Below are 22,554 nucleotides of genomic sequence, written 5' to 3' on the forward strand. Positions count from 1 at the left end.
CCCACATCATGCCGAGTTCGTTTCAGGATTTTGGCCGTGGTGTGGCGTTGTCATGAGCAGGGGTTTTTCATAGGGGGAGTTGAGGCAGGTGCTGAACTGCGAGTTCAGTGATTGTTTCGGAATGTAGTGATCGTCGCGGGATTTCATATCCGTGGGGATGCCGCTCGCTCCCCGTGAGAGCGGTCCTTGCTGTCGCTCTGGGCCGGTGGCGTTGCCGTTGCCAGGATCGCCCTCAGCAGGAGCCCGTGCCGTGGCGCGAGTGGGCCGGTAGTCTTCCGCCCGGAATATAAGGGGTGGAAGTTGTATCTGGGGCGAGTCAGGGCCAAGGGCTTCAAGTCGCTGTTGAACATGGACGTTCCGCTGCGGCAGGGCGTCACGGTGGTAGTGGGGGAGAACAACGCGGGTAAGTCGAACTTCATCGACGCGCTTCGTCTGCTGACCGACCCGCTGGATGGTCGGCGCAGCAGGTGGTGGGAGGCCGAGGATGTCCATCCGTGGGCGGAAGCCTGCGCGGAATTGACCGCCGTCTATGGAGGGCTGACGCCTGCGGAGGCCGGCACCCATCTGCAGGCCCTGGTCCCCGCGGCAGAGGAACCGGGCCTGCCGGAAGGCCACTGCGCCCGCTACACCGTGCAGTTCACGCGCCGGCTGCCGACGCCCGGGCGCAGCGTCCGGTGTGGTCGGCGGGCCGACTGCTGGATGATCCGGAGCCGGAGGCGCGCCGCGCTATCCGGCACGTCTACCTGCCGCCGATGTGCAACGCCCAGCAGGAGCTGGCTTCCAGTGCTGGAAACCGGCTGCGGCTGATCCTCGCCGCAGAGCTGGGCGCGGAGGAGGCCATCAAGGACTTCGAGCGGGAGCAGGCTGACCACTTCAGGAGTCTGGAAGGGGACGAGAAGATCAAAGCGGCCCGCAAGAGGATCAACGGCCCGCTCGGGCTGCTGACCGCCGGGGCGCATCCCCAGCATATGGGGCTGTCGTTCGCGGACCTGACGCTGGTGTCCATAGCCCGGGCGCTGCGTACCCGGACGAGCGATGAGGGCCTGGCCGTCGAAGACATCGCACGCTCTGGTCTGGGTTATGCCAACCTGTTGTACATCGCCACCGTGCTGGCCGAGCTGGAAGCCGCCCGGGACGCGGATTTGACACTGTTTCTGGTCGAGGAGCCCGAGGCACATCTCCATCCTAAGCTGCAGATTCTGCTGCTGGACCGTCTGCGGACTCAGGCCCTGCGCTCTCAGCAGGCCCCGCCGCCCGCCGAGGGAGCGTCCCTGGGACGCATCCAGGTCGTCATCACCACCCATTCGCCGGTGCTGGCCGCGGCCGCCACGGTCGAGGACCTGGTAGTCCTCAGACGCTGCCGCACCCTCGCCCGCAGACCACGACAGCAGACGCCCCGGCCCAGGCGGACGGCGCCCCCGCCAGCGCTGACGCCGACACCGAAGCGGAAGAGAAACCGGCAGGCTTCGCGTTCACCACGGCCGCCGTTTCGGTGGCTAAGATTCCCTTCGCCAGACACGAAGCCGCCAAACTCGACCGCTACCTCGACATCACCAAGAGCGCCATGCTCTTCGGTACCCGGGTGATCCTCGTCGAGGGCCTGGCCGAAGCACTGCTGATGCCCGCCTTCGCCGAGCTCGTCCTGTCCGCGCTGCCGCAGGAGGAGCGGCGCAGGGCGAAAGCCGTCTTTCGCGGCACCTGCATCGTTGCGGGTGGTGATTCACACAACTCTCTGACTTGCAGACACCGAAGGGGTAGATGGTTCGCTGACACAGCCTTAGTCCGGTTCTTGGCACAGGCATGATGGCCCAGGGATCAGTCCTAATGGCGGCACTCTGGCCAGCGGAGACGAGGGCGGGAATATCCGGTTGTGGGATGTGGCGACCGGTGGGCTCCGCTCCACGCTGACCGGGCACGCCGACGACGTGAATTCGGTGGCGTTCAGCCCGGACGGTCACACTCTGGCCAGCACCAGCGACGACAGGACAATCCGGTTGTGGGATATCTTTCTACCTGACCCTGCCGCCGCAGTCAGGAAGGTCTGCGAAGCCGTCCATAGGGCCGTCACGCGAAGCGAACGAACACTCTATCTCGCAGGTCAACCTTCCAGCCCGGGATGTAAATCGTGAGATGAGCGGACCGGCCGTCACACCGCCGCGAAGCGGGTGACTCTGAAAGCTGGCGAGCGCCACCGAGTTCATACTGAGGAGCAGCCAGCCGCTCGGCTACCTCGCTACCGAGAGCCCTTGTACCTCACGGATCTCGAGCTCCCGCGGCGTAGAAGGCGGTCGCTCCTCGCCGCACCGCCGCGCTCGGGTGCGGCCAAGCCACTCGGCCGCGGCACCGACCCCGCCCAGTGGGCTGCCGAGGAATATGGCCGGCCCTACGACGCAGCCGTCACCCGATCACCGACGGCGTGCCCTCCTGCAGGCTGTCCTGTCCGTCGGTCGTGGTGGAGATGCTCGACCCCCTCTTGCTGGAACTCGGCCACGCGTCCTCGAACTGGGCGCCGGCCCTGGCAGGAACGCCGCCCTCCTCACCTGGCGGAGCTGGTTGGTCCTGATGCAGCTCACGCAGTGCACGCTCTCGGCCGGGCGGGTGTGCGCGTCGCATCGAGCTCGGTGATGTTCAGTTGGGGTCTGCGGTGGACGGGTCCGTGGGGTGAAGGGGCGCGCTGTGCGGGTCACTGGCGGAGGTGGTTTGGTGGCCGTGGAGCCGGTAGACCATTTCGTCGGGGCAGCGGAACATGCGGGCCTGTCGCCAGGCGGCATCGTAGGAAAGGGGGCTTTGGCTGCGGCGCTGGATGAGGAGGGCCCGCATGCTGGTGAGGGGGGCGAGCACGGCTCTCCAGAGGGTGAGTTTCACGGGTGTGCCTCGCGGAAGGTGCGCTGCTGGCCTGGCTCGGGTGTGGCGATGCCGGGGGGTGGGCTGCCACCGTTGAGGGTCTTGAGTGAGTCGAGGAGAGCGAGCATGGCCTGCTGCTGTTTCTCCGCGTCGTTGAAGCCTTCGCCGAGTTGCTCCCACTGCTGAAGTAGGGGGGACCACCAGTGGTCGCAGGCCTTGATCAGGCGGGCTAGGCGCTGTAGTTCGGCGACATGTTCGTCGTGCAGCGCGCCGGGGGCTTGATGTTCGAGCCGGTCCAGGACGACGAGGTCGGGGTGGTTGTAGAGGTGGGTTTTGAGGAAGTGCAGGCGTCGGATCCGGTTCTCGTCCGCCTGGCGCTGCGCGATGAGCTCCTTGGCTGCGGGCGATAGCCGCAGGGATGCCCTTGCGGACAGCAGGCGGTACTGCTGGGTGCGATGCCGGGGTAGGGCGAGAGCGGCGTTAATAGCGTCTTGGGCGGCTGGGAGATCCCCAGCGTCGAGGTGGGCGGCTGTCTCTGTTGCTGTGGCGTGGATGTGCGTGCGGACGGCTTCCTCGAGGTTGTGGCGGGTGCGCCCTCGGGGACGCCAGGTGATGGTGAAGACGGTCTCGAAGCAGACGCCTGCGGTTGCGCTGGGCAGGAGGCGAGGCTGGGGGCATGCACTGGTGCGGGCGGCGCGCTGCCAGGGCCACCTCATGTGACGTCCCCCTTGAGTGGGAAGACGGCTTGAAGACGGGTGTCGACGAGGTGGTGGTAGAAGTCGTCGGCCACGCTGATGCCGTCGGTGGTGGAGATCCCTTCCAGTTCCCGCATGAGGGCCATACCTGCCTGGAACATCTTGTGGCCGCGCAGGGACGGCAGAAGCCGGTCACGCAGCCGTGTATAGGCATCCGGATCGTCGGCACAAGCGCGGACCCAGGCTGTCAGGCGCGGGATGATCTCGGTGGCTGTGTCCGGGGCGCTGAGGAGGTCCTGCACGGCACGCTGCACATCGATGTCGGGTGCGGTTGCGGACATGAGCCAGGGTGTGCTGTCACCGCCCGCGGACATCAGGGCGAGGAAAGCGAGGCTGCCGCCTCTGGCGGAGGCTTTGTCCTGCTGCCAGTCCCTGACCTCTGTGACAAGGCGCGTTGCGCCGGCGGGCGTTTGGGCGATGTCCTCAAAGGCGGTGAGGACGGAGTCGCGAGTCGCGGCGTCTCGGGTGGTGTGAGCGATGCGGCGCAAGCGCACCATTGCCATCTTCGCTGTGGAAGTGGTGACCGACCCCTCTTCCAGGATGCGCCGGCACAGGGATATTACCGCCGGTGCGTACTCGTCCTGCCCCGCCCATCGGTAGAGGGTGGCCCAGGCCAGTCGGCCGATGTGCTCGTTGTGCACGGCGCTTTCCATCACCGCACTGAGCACACCGGGCTTGCCAGGGCAGGCGATGCTGCCCAGGACATTGAGATGGTCGGCTGTGCCGTGGCGCATGGTGAGGTCGGCGAGGGCTTCGACTGCCCGATCTTCGAGGTCGGTGTTGTCGGCCGATTCGATTAGCCAGGTGAGCAGGGGTTTACGCATGACGTCGTAGTTGTCCCAGACGTACTCCAGGATGGCCCGGCCGTACGCGGGCCGATCGAAGACCACGTTGTCCTGGGTGTCGACATCGGCGCCGACGTCATGGATGCGGCGCCGCAGCCCACGGCCGGCGAAGGCACTCGGGACCGGCGCGAGTGCGACTCCTGTGCCGGGTTGCATCTGGGTATGTCCGATGATCTCCTGCAGTTTTCCTGCGCTGCGGGCCACATCGGGCACGGACACGGACTGCCGGACCGCGAGAGCCAGCAGCAGACAGCGGTCCTCCACCGGAAGAGAGGGATTGTCGCCGCTGTGTAAGGCGGCTGCCTCGCCGAAGAGGCGGTCGAGTTCCTCTCGCCAGTCCGTGAGCGCGGCGGTGATACGGTCCTCCAGACTCACCTGTTCTTCGACATCGGCGCGGACCTGTTCCTGGGAAGAGGACTGGTGCACCCGGGTGTGTTCTTGCCAGGCCATGACCACGGTGCGGGCAGCCCGTACGGAGGCCACTGCGGTAAGCCCACGCAAGGACGCCTGCGCTTTGGGAAATGACTGCAGCTCGGTGACAAGTTGCGCGTAACCATTGGCGTGCAGGTGCGCTTCCACCACCTGCTGAGCCTCGGGCGCGGCGTGAAGGTGGACGATACGGATACCGGCGCGGCTGCTGAGACGGTGATCGTTCCACAGTTCCTGTGCCACGGTTAAGACCAGGTAGGAGCCACAGTCCCGGAGGTCCTCGGCGTGTGCGGACAGCGCGTCGAGGAAGTCGGCCGACAACTGGTCGTTCCCCGGGTCCTTGAGATCGAGCTGGAAAGCGTGCGCCTTCTCCAGGGGCAGCCGCCCCCTTTTCGGGGCGCTCCAGTCAGCATCCAGCTTCAGCAACCTCGTGTCGTTGCTGGTGTGTTCCGCCAGAAGGCGCAGAGCGAACGTCGTCGAGCCGAACGAACGAGGTGCCACGATGATGAGCACAGGTTGCAGCAAGCGGCCTGTGGCGGGGTCAAGCGATTGTTCCCACGCCGCAGCCCATTGGGGGTCTCGCACGAACGGCTGCTTCAGGAGCTGGCCGCGGTCGAGCTCGACGCCCTCCAGCAGGTCCTGTTTACGTGTTTCCATGATCAGGCGTTCGATGCGGTGTGCGACGACTTCGACGTCACCGTGCACGTTGGTCTGGGCACCGGCCGTTTCCAGGACATCCGGTACCGGCTCCGCGGGCGTTGCTCCCTGGTCGCCGAAGCCCTGCGCCGCGGGGGAGGGGGCCGGTTCGCTGGTGTCCTCGCCCGGGCCGTCGTGCCCCGGGCGCCGCCAGGGCAGCCAACCGTTGGAACCGTTGCGCTCGGCGTTTGTTCCTGGCCTGTAGGGGGCGGATTGCTGAGGGCGGACAGGGTCGAACTGTGAGTCGGACATGCGTGACACTCCAGTGTGTCGTGAACGGAAGGAGGAGAAGCAGGTGAGTCAGCGGCGTCAGCGCCGGCGGCGATCGATTCGCAGGTTCTCGATGGTTCCGGCGACCGTGGGGTCGTAGAGCGGCGCGTGGAACTGGAACGAAGGGCCGCCACCTGCCGACGCGGCATTCCCCGTGCTGGGGGCTTCCGAGTTGTCCGCGGGCGGATGCGAGGCTGGAAGGTCGTCGATGTACGGGCGCAGGGCCTGTGCCGACAGGCCCGGCACATGAAGCCAGCAGGGCTCTTCGAAGTCCGGTTTGTCACTGACACGGGCGACAGCCTCGAGGAAGTGAGACTGGCCGACATGCGGTGTACGCCCGGCGCGTACGGTGCGGCGGTACGTCGTCTCGGACAGGACGGTTCCCAGGAAAGCTCCGCTGTCGGCAGCGGCCGACAGGGCCTGCCGAGCTGCCTGGCTGTCGATCAGCCGACAAGCGTCATTGATGGCGTCGCCGCGGTGGTCGGGCAGCGACAGCGGCCCTACATGCAGACTGGCCCGAAGGCGGATCGTGGCCGCACTGGCCGGTCGTACCCGCTCGTGGCGGATCAGAGCTCCGTTGAGCTGACTCAGCAGCGGGTCTACGAGCCGGGGAAGTACTCGCGCCGGGAATACCAGGATCGCGCCGTCGCCGGTGTCTTTGAAGGTGCCATCGTGCTGGCGCGGGTCCTCGAGCGCGTTATGGGCGAGCACGGTGGTCAGGATGTCGTCCAGGTCGGAACGCGCAGGGGTCATTTTCGCTTCAGGGATGCGACTGTAGCCCTTCATATCGATCACGAGCAGGGCGCGTTCCGGCGGTACTTCGAAGGAATTGGAGGAGGTTGAAGATGCCACGAGACACCTGCCTTTCAGCTGGAGCGGTCAGATGGATGCACCATGCTGACCGGACCGAAGGGCGGGTGGTGCCCACTGCTGGGCACCACTACGGTGCCGCTTGTCACCTCTGGGTGCGCGCGTGGGACTGAATGGCGCTGATGTTACGGATGAGGAGACCTCCGCCGGAGGTGGTGTCCAGCCAGCCGTGCTCTCGCCAGGGCCTGAGCGCCGCTCCGACAGCGTTACGGGAGGCACCGATCATCTGGGAGAGCTCCGTCTGAGTCAGGCGCACGGCAAGCTCTGAGGCGGTGGCGGAAGCGGCCTCGACCAGGCGGCCAAGAGTCGACGCCAAGCGAGTGGGAACCGAGGCCGTGGCCAGTTCAAGACGGACGGTTTCTGCCTCCCGGACCCGGGCGATCGCGTGACGCAACAGCGGGGCGAGGAGATCGTTCTCCTCCACGAAGCTGAGGAAAACGCTGGCTGGAATGATGTGAACCTGGCAGGGCTCAGCAGCGATGACCGACGCGGTGCGCGGCTGAGAGTCCAGGACGGCCAACTCGCCCAGCAACTCTCCCGCACCGCGCACGGCAAGCAGTGTCCGTTCTCCGTTGTCCCCGGTCAGGGTGATCAGAGTTGACCCCGAGGCGAGCAGAATGACGTGCGTCCCGGGGTCTCCCTGGCGTAACAGCACACTCCGGGCTGGCCGGACCCGCGGTGGCGCGAGATCTTGCAAGCCAGTCCACAACTGGTCACCGATCACCTTGATGTGCGGCTGGTACACAACGCCCCCCAAATGTTGTGGCGTCCAACACCATCAGGAAATGTTCTCAACCTGAGATATAGGTGATCAATAGCCCCATTCCGGCCACTATCAGAGCCGCCAATATGAGGTCGACCGCGATGCGGGCGCCCTGAAGCTTCCTTCCGGCCAGAGCGGCCAGCACCCACAGTCGGCGTGCCTCCACGCACCGTTCCGCGTCCCCGCGTCCCTGCGCGACAGCAGCCGTGAAGGTCTCGGGGTTCTGAGCGTCCACTCCACCGACCAGCTCTCTGCGGAGACCGGTTCTAGGTACGACTGGGCGTATCACCCACAAAGCTGCGCCGACGGCGGCTCCCAGCAGCGCACACGTCAGCGCGAGCGAGAACGCCAAGACCCAAGATCGACTGCTGGCGTGGGGCAGGGCGGCGATACCGACGGTCAGCAGGCCACCCGCTACGCCGCACAGCGCCGTCGCCTTCGTGTCAGCCCGCTGCACCTCGGTGAAGGCGCGTGTGGCGTACTCCCTTAGCCACTCCGTCTGGCGCTGAGGAATCGTTGTCGTCACGGCGCTTACGCGGTCATCCATCGGAAGCTCCTTCTGAAGCGTCGTCCGCATGGCGATGACCGACACGATGCCTGGAAACCCATGGCGCAGGGTGCCCACCACGTGGCACTTGTTGCGCAGTGTTCGTCACGTCTTTTTGTCGTCAGGCAGGCTCAGTGTGACAAGCACGCACAGGACGCCACGGGGAACCGCCCGTCGGCCCAGAAGGTGCGGTATATGAGCGGCTGAGGCTGGCAGCGCGCCGACCGGACACGCCTCGGGGCACGCTCGTGATGCTGGGTGAAGCCTTGCTCAAGGGGCTGCTGGGCCGCTTTTTCTCTGTCCGACAGAGGTGGCTCACAGTACGTGGGTCGAGTGGGTATCGTTCCACCAACGGTTGAAGCGTACGTGCCACGCTGCAGCTTCTGTGGGGCTGATGTGGTCGATGCGGGCTTGGCGGCGGCCCAGACCGCTCGGGGAAGTGCCCACGCTCAGACCGCCCTGTTCCCAGATGTAGACCCGGTCGTGCCAGGGAACCTTCTGCGTGCCAGGGTCCCACGACCGGATCGTCAAGCTTGGCAGGTGTCCGTAGAGGTTGGCGGCGGGGGAAGCGACTGGAGTGATCCTCTGGCCGCGTTTCTTGTGTGCGGTGAGGACTCTGACCGGGACGCTGGTGCGGCGCAGCACCTCCCAATCATCGACCTTGTGCCCGAAATAGGGGTCGAGTACGAGGAGTTGGCTGCGGGCCTGCTCAAGCATGTCTCGCAGAATGTCCCGCGCCGTAGCGGGGTCGTCGGCGATCCGGTGGGCCAGCCCCTCCTCCAACATGCGGGTGTACTCGGCTTCGGCCATATCCAGGGACGACAGCCGAGTGACGGCATCGATTGGTGCAGGCGATGAGCCCACGCTGGTTGTCCTCGTGAGGCCTTCCGGCGTAGATGCCGTCACTACGACACGCTCCACGAAGTATGAGGCATCGAGGGAGTCAAGCAGACGGCCGCCGCGATCGTACAGCCGCAGCTGGCGCCGAAGTCCAGCACCGAGTGTGGGCAGGACAACAGTGATCCGCTCCGCTGTCTGCGAGGACAACGCAAGATCGGACAGACGAAGCCGCCGCGCCTGGACGAGTCCGTCATCGGTGAACTCCTCCAGATCCACTTCCAGACTTGCCGGGCTGGTTCGGCCGCTGTCGAGGACGATGTCTGCGTGTACCAGAGCGTCCACTCTCACATCCGAGAACCAGGCCGTTCGGCGAAGCCGTGCGACGGCGACGGCAGGTGTGGGTGCCTGGCCGTTGTGGGCAGTGAACCCGGTCAGCGTGGACAGGGGGGTTGCCAGGCGCCTGGACCCCGCTGGCCACACGTCTGGGAGGTCCGGCAGGGGGGCGGGCGGGTTCACGACGGGGAAGCGATAGCCGTGTACCGGGCGTGCGGCGGCCTGGGTCAACTGATGCAGCTCCGTGCGCATCCAACGACTGGCCAGAGCGAGAGCATCGGCAGGTGCCAGCTCCGCTCGCACAGTGTGCTCCACGCCCTGAGCGTCTTTGACGCGCACACCAGTCGTGACCAGCTGCTCCATCCATTGGCCTGCCCGTTCATGCGGACCGCCAGCGCTGGTCAGGGGGACACGGGCCAGGAGCCAATCGCCGTCGACGGTGGTGAAGCGGCTGTATTGGCTTAGCTCCACGCCAGAATGGGCAAGGGCGTGGCGATGCCGCAGGGCCCAACCGTCGCCATTGTCGGCACGCCAGTCCAGCCAGCAGACGGCTGCCATCTGTGCAGGTCCGATCAGCAGGCTGCCATAGACGACGTGCCAGGTCCCATCCCGGGCAGGGACGGCGGCCAACGAGGCGACGACAGCGCTGTCGCCATCCGTGTCCAGGCGGCCGAGCAAACTGGTGAAGGACGGACTCAGGGGATTGCTCACATCGACATTGTCGGCCGGTCACCACACAGGCCAAACATTCCCAGAGAACGTCGCCCAGCAGGCTATTCTCGGTGCTCACAGGTGAACATCTCGTACCGTGACCGCGTGGGCCCGGCCCGGTCCGCGCTCTCTCGCTCCATCCACTGCACAAGGACCGCTGCGCCCCGTTGGAACATCTGCTCCGCCTTGCTCGGACCCTTCCTCGAAAGCGTGCTGATCACAGCAAGTCGTTCTCAGAACTGTCCGTAAGACCGAGTTCCTCGTCAGTGAAAGGCTCACCGAGGTCGGGCATGGCAAACAGGGAACCCGCGCCGGTAGTGGTCTCAATGAACCTGACGAACCGGTCGACGGGCCGGTGTACCTGCTCTCTCTCCAACGATGCACGGCATGCGCGGCAGCGCCACGGGCGCTTCAGGGTGGTCCACTGAGCCCGTGTGCACGCTGGGCATGTCACAAAGTACGTGGAGGGCCCGAAGGGAGTCTCCCAGTTCGCGTATCCGCTGCGGGGGCGGTGGCCGGTCTCGGTCCGGTCGGAGGCCAGGGACGGCCTGCCGATGAGTACGAACTCGCCGCCGGGCCATCGGCAGGTGCAGGCGGTCTCGCATCGGCATGTGCGGGTGTGGGCCAGTTCTTTCGTCTTCTCGGTGCGCGGTATGCCGGGGCCTTTGACCTCGATCCAGGTGCCGAGTTCGGGTAGCCAGAAGTCGGGGACGTAGAGGGTGCCGGAGCCCAGGGTGATCGTCTCGGGTTCGTACGCCCACCGGATGTGGTTGTTGTCGAGGGTGGCGGCCCAGTCGGCTTCGAGCCGGGACCGGAACGTGGTGTCGCCGTAGCGGGTCGGGACGGCGTCCATAGACGGGCCGGGGCTGTCGGGAGTGCTGATCAAACCGGGCTCCTGTCCTGGAGTTACGAGCGTGCCGATTATGCCGGTTGCAGGCCGAGGCAAGCCCGGCGGACCCGCTCGTCGGGTGTGCTCTCGCCGCGCAGGGGCCACGGGTGTGAGCGCCCGCCCGGCCGCCTGCTGTGGACCTGCGGTTCGTTTCAGGTGCCGAGCTGGGCGGTGGCGGCGTCGATTTCTTTCATGGTGATGTTCTCGCTGCCGCTGCGGATCGCGATGACGGCGGCGGTGGAGATGACGTAGGTGAGGGCTTTGAAGTAGCCGCCGGTGCGCCGGTGTAGTTCGGCGGCGTGCTGGCTCAGGGCGTTTTCCTCGAGCCGGTACAGGCTCAGGTCGGCCTCGAAGCTTGCCAGGACGCGCCGGAACATCTTCTGTTCCTCGGTCTTGGTGCCCAAGGGGAGAGGGTGCAGCCAGGTCACCGGGAGCAGCGCGGTGGGGGAGGGCGAGACGGGTTCGGCCGGCCGTCCCGCCTGTTCGAGCCGTACCCGGTTCTCCTCGGTGACCCGGGTCAGGTCTCCGGCCAGGATGCGGGCCTGGTGCAGGCGGTGGCTGGCGCCGGTGCCGCAGAAGACGATGGAGATGCCCAGCTTGTCGCGCAGATACTCGAAGTAGGGCAGCACGTTCGCCAGGTGCTGTGGCGAGGCGCGGTTGATGTCGTCGATGAGCAGCAGACGGGTCTGTGCTGTCTCCAGGACGTAGTTGACCGGCAGGGTCACGTCCTGGTGCTTGCGCATCTCGAGGACTTCCTGGAGGTTTTTCGGCTCGGGGTTGAGACCCAGGTAGGAGCCGATCTCCCAGATCCAGTTCACCTTCGGCTCCGGGTCCGCGGGGGTGGTGATGTGCACCACCGGGATCGTGTTCTGCTGCCTGCCGTTCGTGACGGCTTCGATCTCCTTTTGTGCGGTGCGTCCCATCGCCCGCAGCAGGCAGGTCTTGCCGGTGCCCGGGGGGCCGTCGATGACTTGGTCCATCAGCCCGTCACGGCACCCGCTGTTGCGGTGGACCGCCTCGACGACCGTCTCCTGCATGTGGGTCGTCGCGTCGGTGGACACCATCCGCAGATGTCGGTGGTAGGCGATGGCCTGTTCGTCTTTCTTCCTGTCCTCAGTGGGACTGCTGCCCGCCGACAGGACGGGCGGCTCCACTTTCTCGTCGACGAAGTGGGTCCAGCCGGTGAGCTGGAACAGCGGCAGGGGCCGCATCGGGGTTTCTTTCAGCTGCTGGCGCAGGCGGGCCTTACGTTTGGCACGCAGTTCGATGGTTGCCTTCATCATGCTTCTTTCTCGTCACGGTCCTGGCTCACACCGGCAGACCGGCTCCGGGCAGGGAAACCTGTCGGCCCCGGGGCGGCCTGCGGCTGCATGGTTCACGGCCCCTGTCACCGGTCGCCTACATCTCCCATACGTCGCCCTCGTCCTCGGCACCGTCATCACCGTCCGGATCGAGGTCGTCGAGGAGTTCCGCCTGGACGACCTCGTAGGCAGCTGCCGGTGTTCCGGCCGCGGAGGCGTCCAACGCGCTGCCATCGCCGTCGTCGGGGAAGAGCGCTGCCAACGGATGCGGAGCCTGCCCGCTGTCCGACGGCTCCGTGCCGCCCGTGCCTGCGGGCAGCGCCGGCGGGGCGGGTACGGGCGGAGGAGCCAGAGGAGAGATGGGCTGCGCCGGGTAGGGCCGCAGCGTCGACAGGTCGAACTCCTCCAGATCCGCGTAGGGGTCCTGGGACGGCTGTTCGGTCTCCAACTCCAGCCCCTGGAAGGGCGGTTCGGTGCCGGTGCGCTTCGGCGGCGGTCTGCGACTGCGTCGTCTGCGGTCACGCTGTGCCAGGGACAGGGCGATAGCCTCCTCGTCCTCCTCGCTGCCGCCGGCCGCACGGTGCCGCTCGGCGTGCTCCTGCCACATGTCCGCGGTCCACGGGTCGGTGAGCAGGTGCCGCAGCCGGAAGTCGCAGGTCACCCAGGTGCCCGCCGTGTGGTCATACAGCCACACCCGCTCGGGGTGGTAGGGATCGAAGCGGCATTCCCACTGATCCTTGCTGCCGGGCAGCTTCGAACCGCCGCGCAGGAGGATCTCGCGGTAGTGTCCGGCGTCCTGCGCGACAGGCTGATAGGTCCGGTAGTCGATCATGAAGCCGCCCTTGCCGGGGGTGACCCACCGAGGCAGTAGGAAGAAGCGGTTCTGGGCGGGTGAGAGCGGCACGGGCCGGTAGCCACTGCGGGCGACCTGCACGGTGTACATGTCGTTGGGGGACAGCACGATGCCTGGACGGAAGGGGTCACGCAGCCCCGCATCAGGGGTCCGCTGGTACTCCAGAGCCACCCACTCCTGGGCCATCTGCTGGAGCTCGGCAATCGTGTACAGCGGCATCCGCTCGATGTCACGGCCCCGTTTTTTGTGGCTCCGGCCCTGCCAGCCATGCCGCACGTACTGGCTGAAGCGATGCGCGAGGGTGATGAAGAAGCTCTCGGCGAGCGGCTTGTCCGTCGGGGTCCTCTTGCGCGCCGGGCGGCGGGCGATACGCAGCCGGTCGCAGACTTCCTTGAAGTGCTCGCTCACATACGGGCTGCCCTGATCATAGATGATCAGCTCAGGGTGGATGACCGGGCGGGCGGCCGTGGCTTCGGTGAACCGCTCGTCCGCCGCCCGCAGCGCCCCGAACGGCAGGCTGGAGGCGGCAGCCGCGCTCAGCGGGTCCCAGCCGGGCATCACCGGCCAGGGGGCGAAGGCTTGCGCCAGCATCAGGGTCAGGTCGATCGCCCGGGTCGCCCGGCCCACCCGTCCGCTCTCAGTGTCCCCGGCATGGCTGGGGGTGATCATCAGGGCGCACACGCTGTGGTTGGCCACGTCGATCAGACTGGTCATCTCCGTGGCGGTGGGCCGGCCGTCGTCGCCGCGAGCCAGGATCCGCAGGGGCGTGGTGTCGGTCTGGGTCACCTGTCCCGGGCGCAGGACGGCCTCGCGCCCGCCGTGGGGGAGGGGCGGGGTGGAGGCCAGGGCGGCGCGGGCCCGTGTCGGCCCGGCCAGGACCTCGGCCAGGCCGGACTCCTTCATCCGCAGGTAGAAGGTGGAGCGGGAGGGCAGCAGGGCCGCCGCGGCAGCCGGGTCCTCAAGTTCCGCCGCGTACCGCGAGCGCAGGAGGTCCTCCACCTCCTCGCGGATCAGATCAATGGTCACGTCCGACGCGCGTGCGCGCTGGGCCACTACCTCCTGCATGGCGGTCAGGCACCGCGGGTCCGTGAAGCCCCCCGGCCGTTTGTCCCGAGTCCCGGGCAGCAGGACGGCAGGGTTCTCTCCGGCCGCTTTCCACTTGCGCCGCTTGTCGGCGAGCGTGTGGGCGGAGCAGCGGATGCCGTCGGCGGCCAGGCGTGCCGACATCGCGGCACACCGCTGGGCCAGCGTCGTCTCCGGCCCGAACCCCTGCTCGTGCTCGCTTCGGCCCGGTGCCAGACCGGTGTCGATCTCCACCATGCGCGCCTGCCACAGCGCTGCCTCCTCCTCCCGGCCCTCCTGCCGCCCCCACCCGCGCAGGGCGGCACCGACCGCTGTCGGCGCCTCGCCGGTGTCTAGGACAGCGAAGTCTTCCCCGCTCACCAGCCACCGGTACGACACCGCCAGGGGGCCCTCGCCGCCATCCCGCGGCACCAGAGTGACCTGTGGCCCCTGCCAGGCCACGACCTCCCACTCGCGCGCCTGCCAGCGCACCCGCCCCCCGATGCACAGCGACGCCGAAGGCCGGCCCCCACGTGTTCCCACCATGCGCCCCCTTCTTGTCCTTCAGGCCGTCCAGGCCACGGCGTCGGGCAGCAGCGGCTGCGCGAAGTCGAACAGCAGCCGCCGCTGCCAGAGCATCCGGTAGGCGAGGTCCAAACCCGTCAGCTCATCCAGCCCGCTCGCCGCCACCCCTGCCCGCAGGCCCGTCGGCTCCCTGAACGTCTCCAGCAGCGCCCGCCCCCGCCCGTCCTCGTCGCCCGCCGGGAACCGGTAGCCGGCCAGCCATCCCAGATTCCGCCCGCGCAGGCCCGACGGCTCGCTCACCTGACGCACCCGCCACCCAGCCGCCCGCGCCACTACCTGCAGTACCTCAAGCCTCACTGCCGGCAGGCTCTCCTTGCCGGGCGGCTTCAGTACCAGCACCTCACGCGCGCCATCGGCCGTGCGCGCCACGAAATCCGGGCACCAGCGGCGCCTCCGGCCTCCCGCCCGCCACCGCAGCTCCACCGGGCTGGCACTGAACGCCACCCAGGCAGGCTCGAAGTCCAGCTCCAGCGCCAGCCGCCACTGCCGCAGGCTGCCGCACACCACCGTCTGCTCCCGGGTCGCCACCGGCCAGTAGGTGATGATGCCCCTGCGACCCCGGTAGGGCACCGGCTCGCTCACCGGCCCGAACTCCTCCAGCGCCATCCCTCGAAGCCCGGCCGCGCTGCAGGAGTGCACCGGCCCGTACGGCTCGCGGTACAAGGCCACGATGTCCTGCCCTGCGCTCGGCACCACCTCGTCTTCCAGCAGGTCGCCAAGGCCTACCAGCGTGCTCATCCCGGCCGCCCCTGTCGTGACACCGTGCCGCCCCACATACCAACACCTCCGTCGGCCTCGACATCTCCTGCGTGGGCCTCGTCTGCAGGCCACAGTGCCCTGCCGCAGGGCGTCACATCTCGCATGCCGACTGCCCCAGTTGCCAGGGCAGGCAAGAGAACTCACCCAGGTCCCAAACCGGTTGGGCGTGGCGCTCGTGGCTGCCGGGCAGCCGCACCGGGGCAGCATGTTCGGCGTGACTGTTCTGCGGGTCAAGCTGAGCCGACTGCTCGCGGTGGTGGCTCAGCCAGTGGCGTAACGGCTCGATGCCCACGTCGGCGTCCACGCCCCATGCGGCCATGTCGTGCCGCACGCCCGCCAGCCACTTCTCCCGCGCGGAGCGGCCCCGTTTACCGAGCCGCTCGAAGTCCAGCATCCGTTTGGCCAACTGCGCAGCCTCGGGCAGAACCACCAATGGGGCAGCACGCACGCTGAATGCCTCCAGCTCCACACTCCACGCTCGCTGCACCCAGCGATCGGCATCCGGCAGACACGTCCAGCAATACACAGCGACCTGGAAAGCGTCCGCGAACAACTGCCCACCCACAGCACCGAATTGCTGCCGCAGTGTTTCCCACTGCTGCTGCGCCGATACCGTCTCCGGAAGCTTCTCCAGTGAGACCGTCACGGGCTCGCTGCTGCGGTGGTCATCTGTCCATTCCAGATGATGGGCGCACATCCGCCAACGACCTGGAGAGATCATCCACACCGTCTCCGTCACTCCGCGCGAGAGCCCGCACCCGGAGCACAACGGAACGAGATGCCCCTCCCTCGGCGTCCACGGCCACTTCCAGACCGCTTCCTCCCCCTCGGGCAGCAGATGCCGCTGCGCCAGGCTCGGCAGCGCCTCTTGCAATGTCTGCACGGAAAGCCCGCACAGCGTGGCCAGATACCGAAGTCCCAACGGGTTCACGTACATCTCGGTGACCTGTGGATAGGCCCGCACACGCTGTGGGTCACGGGAGGCTTGTCCGAATCCCACCCGCGTGAGCAGCTCATCCAGGTGCAGGCCCTGCCCGTGCGCCAAGCGGTTGACGAAGGAACCTGTTGACTCACCGCTGAGCGGCTCGACGAAAACCGGAAGCGGCTGCCTAGGACCGTACAACCCGCGTAACGAAGGCCTGTCACCCAACGCGACACCTCCCGCGAACTCGTCGCCTTCCTGGCCCCAGCACTCGCACGAAATGGAGAAGGCCCTGGGGCACCACGAGAGTTCAGCGTCCCGCTGGCTCAGCCATTCCGCCCCGGCAAGAGCCGTCGCTTCACTCGAAGGGATGAAATCCGGCCCGGATCGCACCCGCGTCCGGGCGGAATTCTCACGATGAACGTCGGTAGGGCTCGCCGCAGACACCGACCGGAGGGGCAGTGCCCGCAACGATGACCGACACTCTGAAGACCCCGCTGCGCGGTCACCAAGTCATCGCCACTCGAAACTGCCTCAACAGCATCCGCGAGGGGTTCCCCCGCATGACCGTGACGATGCCGACCGGCAGCGGCAAGACACTCGTCGCCATCCAAGTCGCCCATCAGGCAGCCCCGGTCGGCAACGTCCTGGTCGTCGTCCCCACTATTGACCTGCTCTACCAGACCGCCAACGCATGGCACGCAGAAGGACGCCCAGGCACTTATCTGAGCCTGTGCTGTGAGGACCCCGATCCCCTCCTGCCGGCCTACGACGCCCTCACCCGCGTCCGCAACGCACAAGAACTGGCTGCGCTGATCACGGCTGCACCGGGGCCGGTGACCGTCTTTTGCACGTACCAGTCGCTCAAGAAGGTCCAAAACGCGCACCAGGCACATCACCTCGCCGGGTGGGACCTGATCATCAGTGACGAAGCCCATCGCACCGCCGGCGACGCCGACAAAGCATGGGCACGATTCCACGACAACCACGCCATACCTGCCCGCCACCGGCTCTACATGACCGCAACCCCGCGCGTCGTCGATCCGGAAGCCGCTGAAGGCATCCTGGCGGACAGCATCGTCGCGTCCATGGATGACCCCCGCCTGTATGGCCCCGTTGTCTACCGCCTCTCCCTGGCCGAGGCCATCCAGGAGGGACTACTGGCCGACTATGAGATCGTCGCGGTCGAGGTCACGGACGAGGAAACACGTGTAGCTCTGAGAAACCTTCGGGGCTACAGCGTCACCGAGGAATCTTTGCGCCTGGCAGCCGCTCAGGTCGCCCTTCTCCGTGCCCAGCACACCTACGATCTGCGGCGCACCCTTACCTTCCACACCTTCATCGCCGACGCCACAGTCTTCGCCCAGACCCTCCGCGAAACGGCGGCCTACATGCCGACCCACATGCGCTGCGCATTGTCCGCCGGCGCCGTCCATTCCAAGCAAGGAGTCGTCGAACGCCGACAAGTGGTCCAAGACTTCATCGACACGCCACAGACAGGTCAAGGCGGTGAGCAGGCCCCACGGCGAGCCGTTCTCAGCAACTGCCGCTGCTTTTGCGAGGGGGTCGACATTCCCTCCATCGATTCGATTCTATTCGCCGACCCCAAGACCAGCTCCATCCAGATCGTGCAGGCTGTCGGACGGGCCCTGCGCCAAACGCCCGGCCAGGGCAAAATCTCCCGCATCATCATCCCCGTCTACCTCGCCCCCGGTCAGTCGATCGCAGAGGGAGTGGAGAACACCCGCTTCGATCTCCTGCATCAAATCCTGATCTCCCTCAGCGTCTGGGACGAGCACGTCTTCCACCGCGTACGGTTCCTCCGCGGTGAACTCACCAGGCGTCCCTACATCCCCGCACGGCCCGAACGCGCGGACGAGCTCATCGACATCTTCGATCTGCGGCACGTCTCAAGCCCCAACCGGATCTGGGACATGGCCTTCGAACAGGCGGGAGCCTTCTACGAGCAGAACCGGCACCTGGACGTCCCCAGCAGGTACCTCACCGAAGACGGCTTCTACCTGGGGTGGTGGATCGGCCGTCAACGCTCGCTGAAACAGTGCAACATGCTCCTGCCCGAGCGCGCCGCCGCCCTCGACGGCATCGGCATGCTGTGGGAACACCCACGCCACAGCATCGAATACCACATGGAAGTCGCCAGCGACTACGTTCGTCAGCACGGCCATCTCGTCCCTACCGGTAATGAGTCCCACGGCAACGTAAAGCTGGGCCGCTGGATCGCCGCGCGACGCCACGAAGACCTCGAAGGCAACCTCCCGTACTGCTATCACCGAGCCCTCAACGAAATCTACCCCTGGTGGAACAGCCGTTGGGATAAATCGGGACGCTGGCGTCGCACTTACGCCAGGGCCCTGAAAGCAGCCCGAGAAGGGCAACTGTCCTTCCCCGATGCCGCCTCCGACTCAGGCTCTGCTCTCACACACTGGCTCGAGGAACAGATCACCCGACTCTTCCAACTGACACGCACCCAATGGGACCTGCTGGGAGCACTGCCCTTGAACCACCCCCTCGCCTACCTGCTGCGCCGTCCCCGCGGGGCGTCGCAGCGGGCCTTCAGCAGGGGCTTGCACGGTGCCTACCTCTTCTGGCGACGCCACGAACACCTTGACGTCCCCTACGGTTACATGCACGAGGAGGGCGGCTACAGCCTCCACCTGGGGCGCTGGATCGCGGCCCGACGCCGACAGGTAACCCAGCTCAGAGCTGAGGAACTCGCCGCCCTCGAAGCCCTCGACATGCGCTGGATCCCTCGCCCCAGCTCACCAGGCCCGTTCCTGGTCGACTACTCGGCCATAAACAACCGAGCTTGTTGACCAGTCGCTGCATCCCCTGAGGGCCTGTGCTTCCGGCGGCCTCTGCCAGGGCCCAGCCGTTCTCGCGTTCCGCCTCGCTGAGCAGTCCCCACAGGCAGGACAACTGCCCATATGTCGGCCGACCTCTATTTCTTCCACCACGGAGTGATCAACGATCTGCACGCGCCACGTCACGGAGTGTCGATGCAGTACTGGGCCCGTCACCACCCGGAGACGCTGGCGGTATCTCAACAAAGCCGCCAACGCGGTTACACGGTGACGCGCCGCCAGGCCTCTCAACATGTGCCGGGCTGCGGTGGTCCGGCACATTTCTGGGAGGGCAACCGGGTTGGATACAGCAACCGTCATCCTGACGATCGCCTCGATCGTCACCGGCAAGGTCTGTCTGCTCGTCGGGCTGTGGCTGCGTCTGCGGTGGCGGACTCGGCACGAGCATGTACAGCGCGAGCACCTCACCTCGTTGACCCGGTCGATCGTGCAAGGTGGTCAAGGGGAGGTTGTGGAGCAGCGGCCCGACGGACACAGCGTCCGCATCAAGATCACCAGGAGTTCGGGGGAGAAGAGCGCGGCGTGAGTATCCATGACCGTGCTGCTGAGCGGGCAGCGGCCACCCGGGCTTTTTCTGCGTTCTACCGTGACACCATCAAGCCGTTGATCGCGTATGTGGTCGTCAGCGGCGCGCCTGCGGCGATCGCTGCGGAGATCGCCCAGGACTGCATGATCGAGCTGTTCAAACGGTGGGAGCGCGTCAGTCATCCGCGGGCCTACGTCTACAAGGCTGCGGCACGGATGTGGGGCCGTCGGGCCGCGAAGGTTCGGATGGAAGCGCCCCTCGACGCGCTACCCGAGCCGACGTCGCTGGTGCCCAAGCCCGATGCGCTGGCGGAGTTCGAAACCCGGCACGAGATGCTGCAGGTGCTGAAAGCCCTGCCCCCACGGCAACGGCAGGTCCTGCTCTTGACCCTTCAAGAATTCACTCCGGCCGAGATCGCAGAGCAACTGGAGCTGGAAGCAGGAACGGTCCGCGCCCACCTGATGAGAGCCCGCCGAGCCGCTGCTGCCCGCTTCGAGGAGGGGGAGGAGGAGCAGTGACCGACAACCAGCGCGTCTACCTGCACGCGGAGCTCGAGGGCCAAAGCAATCAGCCGCTGGTACGTCCGAAGGCGAGGACCGGCGGCCGGACCCGGCCACGCTACCAGGTCGCTATCGAGGCCCTGGTGAGCACAACGGCCGACCCTGCTCACGTCGCAGAGCTGCATACCAGCCAGCAGCGCATCTGCGACCTGTGCCGGGAGGCCAAGTCGGTGGCCGAGGTGTCGGCGCTCCTGTCGATTCCGCTCGGAGCCACCCGCCTCCTCGTCGCCGAACTCGCTGCGGCTGGCCTGGTGGCCGTCCACCAGGCGGGCAACGGCAACGCCAGCGGCCCACCAGAGGCGACGCTCCTCGAACGAGTGCTCAACGGGCTCCGCAACGACGAAGCAGTGGAGCGGTGGCTCGCGGATAGCTGCCAAGCGGTGGTCGACGACCTCGGCCATGCCCTGGACACAGAGGCAGGCCTTCGTGAGGTGCTGCTTCAGCACCACCACGACGCCGCCGTTGACAGTCTTGAGGATGTTCTGGACATCGAGGCCGGACTGCGGGAGGCCTTGGGAGTTCAAACCGATCTCGACAGCTGAGAGACCTGACCCGGTCAGCAGCGGTCCGTGAGGTGAAGGCGGTCTGGGACGGGGTGATGTCAGCTCCACGGCTACCGCCGTCTGCCGAGGGAGCGGCATCTGGGTGGGCGGTGATTGACGGTGGAGCAGGCTGCTGTCGGGGGATGTCGTGGTGGCGAGACGCGCAGCGGGCAGAGGGCGTCTCCGCAGAGCGATTCGTGGTTCATTCGGCGAACTGTGTACGTGACGGCGGCTTACCGTCGCGGGCTGGCGGGTCAGCCCGCCTGGCGGCCGCTGGCAGCCGGCCGAACCACAGCTCCGCGAGAGCCGCCCTTACGCCCTAGCCGTCGTCGCTCTGGGGTCAGCGTAGTTCCGCGCCATCACCACCCCTGCTCCGGGCTCTCCTCGTCACCCGCGGGAGTGAAACGCGGAGCAATTGATTGACGGACAGCGAGTCAATCGGTCGCAGCCTGCCGCCCGGGGGCCGACCGTGGGAGGGCTTGTGACCAGCGTCGATGTTGCTGCGGCCGCTCCAGCTGTCGGGCGGTGGGGATCACCGGCGCACTGCGTGCCCTGTCAGACCCGCTCCGTACGTTTCTGCCGCCAGCGCGCCACACACCGTGAGGCGCTACCGCATCAAGCGAGGAAAGAGATCACTGTGGATGAGCCGACTGTCACCGTGGACAATCTGCCGGACTTCATCAAGCAATGGGCCGCAGACTACGACATGTTCCTGCTACCCGCGTTATCGGCGTCGGACAGCCAGTACGCAGTGCAGCTTGGTCCTCAGGACATGGGCATCGAAGGCTTCTGCCACCTGGCATCCACTCTCGGAGCACGTGTCCTCTACCAGGACATCGACTGCTTCGACGTCGGCGAATTCGTCGACTGTTACACCGTCCCCGACGTACACACCGACAGCGAGAAGCAGGAAGACAAGCCCTTGGACGATGCTGTCCAGCAGGCCCTGACTGCCATCCGGACCAAGGCCCGCCCATACGACGGCAAGACCGCCCGTGTCGAGGTGAGTTTCGTGCACGGCGCCGTCGCCCACATCTGGGAAGCAGTAGCACCCTGGTACACCGCATTAGTCGCCGAGTGTGACGACGTCCATGTGCTGCAGCGCAGCGCCCAACAGGAACAGTACGAGGACCGGCACCAGGCCAGGGTGGCAGAGCGGCAGGCAGACGAAGAGCAGCAGGCAACCATGGCCGCGCACCTGGCTGAACGCCCCGATTTCCGCTCGGCCAAGAACGCAGGAGCACGCCGAGAGATTGCGGAACACGTCTTCCCCGAGCCGCAAGACAGCGAAGATTACCGTCACTCCTTCCGACTCAGCCGCGCTCTCGCGACCGCCCACGCCGCCGTCCAGGCAGCCGCCCGGGGGGTCTACGCGGAATATGAGTGTCGCCTCGATGAGTTGGCCGAGGAACTGCTGGCCAGCGGCAAGCTTGATCAGGCAACGGGTGCAGGGCCTCGTAGGATCCTGGCAGCCGACTTCCTCACTGAGCGCTCTGGGGGATACCCGCCGCCCGGCCGCACAGTGACGCTCTTGCTCGCCCGGCCGCCGCTGAAGCCGGGCAAGGCCCCGTCCTCCAGCGCGCTCTCATTGCCGCTGACCTGAGACAGGGAGCAGCTTGCGATGGCCGCCGCCGGAAAACGCAGCCACGTGGACCGGCGGCGCCCATAGCCGTCGGGCTGGCCTGCATGTATGCGCGAGAGCCTCGGATACACGCCGGACGTGCGTGCGGTGACGTCGACGAGGGCACCGGGACCTCCCGGGAGCGAGCG

The 22,554-nt window shown here is 66.8% G+C and carries 18 protein-coding genes and 1 pseudogene; 8 read left to right on the forward strand and 11 right to left on the reverse strand.

Annotated features, from left to right (window positions below; all coding sequences use genetic code 11):
- The first annotated feature begins 300 nt into the window (after positions 1-300).
- The 3 genes from PS467_RS41710 to PS467_RS41720 all read left to right on the forward strand — a co-directional run bounded on the left by PS467_RS41710 (position 301) and on the right by PS467_RS41720 (position 2,129).
- Positions 301-807 carry an AAA family ATPase gene (locus PS467_RS41710; protein ID WP_311039700.1) on the forward strand — a complete coding sequence of 169 codons (507 nt, stop codon included), beginning with the start codon at positions 301-303 and terminating at the stop codon, positions 805-807.
- Positions 753-1,586 (forward strand): ATP-dependent nuclease, encoded by an 834-nt coding sequence (locus PS467_RS41715; protein WP_311039701.1) that lies wholly within the window; start codon positions 753-755, stop codon positions 1,584-1,586. The genes PS467_RS41710 and PS467_RS41715 overlap by 55 nt, the downstream gene beginning before the upstream one ends.
- Before the next feature lie 228 nt (positions 1,587-1,814).
- Positions 1,815-2,129, forward strand: a complete 315-nt coding sequence (locus PS467_RS41720; RefSeq protein WP_349256495.1) for a WD40 repeat domain-containing protein — start codon at positions 1,815-1,817, stop codon at positions 2,127-2,129.
- 732 nt (positions 2,130-2,861) lie between these two features.
- Here the strand turns inward: PS467_RS41720 and PS467_RS41725 are convergent.
- From PS467_RS41725 to PS467_RS41775, 11 genes are all read right to left on the reverse strand, one after another.
- Positions 2,862-3,560 carry a hypothetical protein gene (locus tag PS467_RS41725; RefSeq protein WP_311039703.1) on the reverse strand — a complete coding sequence of 233 codons (699 nt, stop codon included), beginning with the start codon at positions 3,558-3,560 and terminating at the stop codon, positions 2,862-2,864.
- Entirely contained in the window at positions 3,557-5,821 is a 2,265-nt protein-coding gene (locus PS467_RS41730) for a hypothetical protein (RefSeq protein ID WP_311039704.1), read from the reverse strand. Before PS467_RS41730 ends, PS467_RS41725 begins: the two co-directional genes overlap by 4 nt.
- A gap of 57 nt (positions 5,822-5,878) precedes the next feature.
- On the reverse strand, positions 5,879-6,691 hold the full coding sequence (locus PS467_RS41735; protein WP_311039705.1) for a hypothetical protein: 813 nt from the start codon (positions 6,689-6,691) through the stop codon (positions 5,879-5,881).
- A gap of 103 nt (positions 6,692-6,794) precedes the next feature.
- Entirely contained in the window at positions 6,795-7,454 is a 660-nt protein-coding gene (locus PS467_RS41740) for a Crp/Fnr family transcriptional regulator (protein WP_311039706.1), read from the reverse strand.
- Between the two features lie 46 nt (positions 7,455-7,500).
- A complete protein-coding gene (locus PS467_RS41745; RefSeq protein ID WP_311039707.1) occupies positions 7,501-8,019 on the reverse strand; it encodes a Pycsar system effector family protein in 519 nt (172 codons plus the stop codon).
- Between the two features lie 315 nt (positions 8,020-8,334).
- The gene (locus PS467_RS41750; protein WP_311039708.1) at positions 8,335-9,903 is read right to left on the reverse strand and encodes a hypothetical protein; all 1,569 of its coding nucleotides are present in this window, start codon (positions 9,901-9,903) and stop codon (positions 8,335-8,337) included.
- A 217-nt stretch (positions 9,904-10,120) separates the two neighbouring features.
- Positions 10,121-10,789, reverse strand: a complete 669-nt coding sequence (locus tag PS467_RS41755; protein ID WP_311039709.1) for a PDDEXK family nuclease — start codon at positions 10,787-10,789, stop codon at positions 10,121-10,123.
- Positions 10,790-10,944: 155 nt separating this feature from the next.
- On the reverse strand, positions 10,945-12,075 hold the full coding sequence (locus tag PS467_RS41760; protein ID WP_311039710.1) for an AAA family ATPase: 1,131 nt from the start codon (positions 12,073-12,075) through the stop codon (positions 10,945-10,947).
- Between the two features lie 115 nt (positions 12,076-12,190).
- Positions 12,191-14,554: a transposase gene (locus tag PS467_RS41765; protein WP_311039711.1), complete on the reverse strand. Its 2,364-nt coding sequence runs from the start codon at positions 14,552-14,554 to the stop codon at positions 12,191-12,193.
- 18 nt (positions 14,555-14,572) lie between these two features.
- The gene (locus PS467_RS41770) at positions 14,573-15,331 is read right to left on the reverse strand and encodes a TnsA-like heteromeric transposase endonuclease subunit (protein WP_311039712.1); all 759 of its coding nucleotides are present in this window, start codon (positions 15,329-15,331) and stop codon (positions 14,573-14,575) included.
- Positions 15,332-15,443: 112 nt separating this feature from the next.
- Positions 15,444-16,502, reverse strand: coding sequence for a TniQ family protein (locus PS467_RS41775; RefSeq protein WP_311039713.1), 1,059 nt, complete (start codon positions 16,500-16,502; stop codon positions 15,444-15,446).
- Between the two features lie 245 nt (positions 16,503-16,747).
- Here PS467_RS41775 and PS467_RS41780 point away from each other — a divergent pair, with 245 nt between their 5' ends.
- From PS467_RS41780 to PS467_RS41800, 5 genes and pseudogenes are all read left to right on the forward strand, one after another.
- A complete protein-coding gene (locus tag PS467_RS41780; RefSeq protein WP_311039714.1) occupies positions 16,748-19,108 on the forward strand; it encodes a DEAD/DEAH box helicase in 2,361 nt (786 codons plus the stop codon).
- Between the two features lie 328 nt (positions 19,109-19,436).
- Positions 19,437-19,682 carry a hypothetical protein gene (locus PS467_RS41785; protein WP_311039715.1) on the forward strand — a complete coding sequence of 82 codons (246 nt, stop codon included), beginning with the start codon at positions 19,437-19,439 and terminating at the stop codon, positions 19,680-19,682.
- The gene (locus tag PS467_RS41790; RefSeq protein WP_311039716.1) at positions 19,679-20,200 is read left to right on the forward strand and encodes an RNA polymerase sigma factor; all 522 of its coding nucleotides are present in this window, start codon (positions 19,679-19,681) and stop codon (positions 20,198-20,200) included. Before PS467_RS41785 ends, PS467_RS41790 begins: the two co-directional genes overlap by 4 nt.
- Positions 20,197-20,577, forward strand: a pseudogene (locus tag PS467_RS41795) (DUF742 domain-containing protein); the annotation flags it as partial. The gene PS467_RS41790 and the pseudogene PS467_RS41795, both read left to right, overlap by 4 nt.
- 844 nt (positions 20,578-21,421) lie before the next feature.
- Positions 21,422-22,387: a hypothetical protein gene (locus PS467_RS41800; protein WP_311039717.1), complete on the forward strand. Its 966-nt coding sequence runs from the start codon at positions 21,422-21,424 to the stop codon at positions 22,385-22,387.
- The last annotated feature ends 167 nt before the right edge of the window (positions 22,388-22,554 follow it).

Origin of the sequence: Streptomyces luomodiensis (genome assembly GCF_031679605.1) — a bacterium.
Taxonomy (GTDB): Bacteria; Actinomycetota; Actinomycetes; order Streptomycetales; family Streptomycetaceae; genus Streptomyces; species Streptomyces luomodiensis.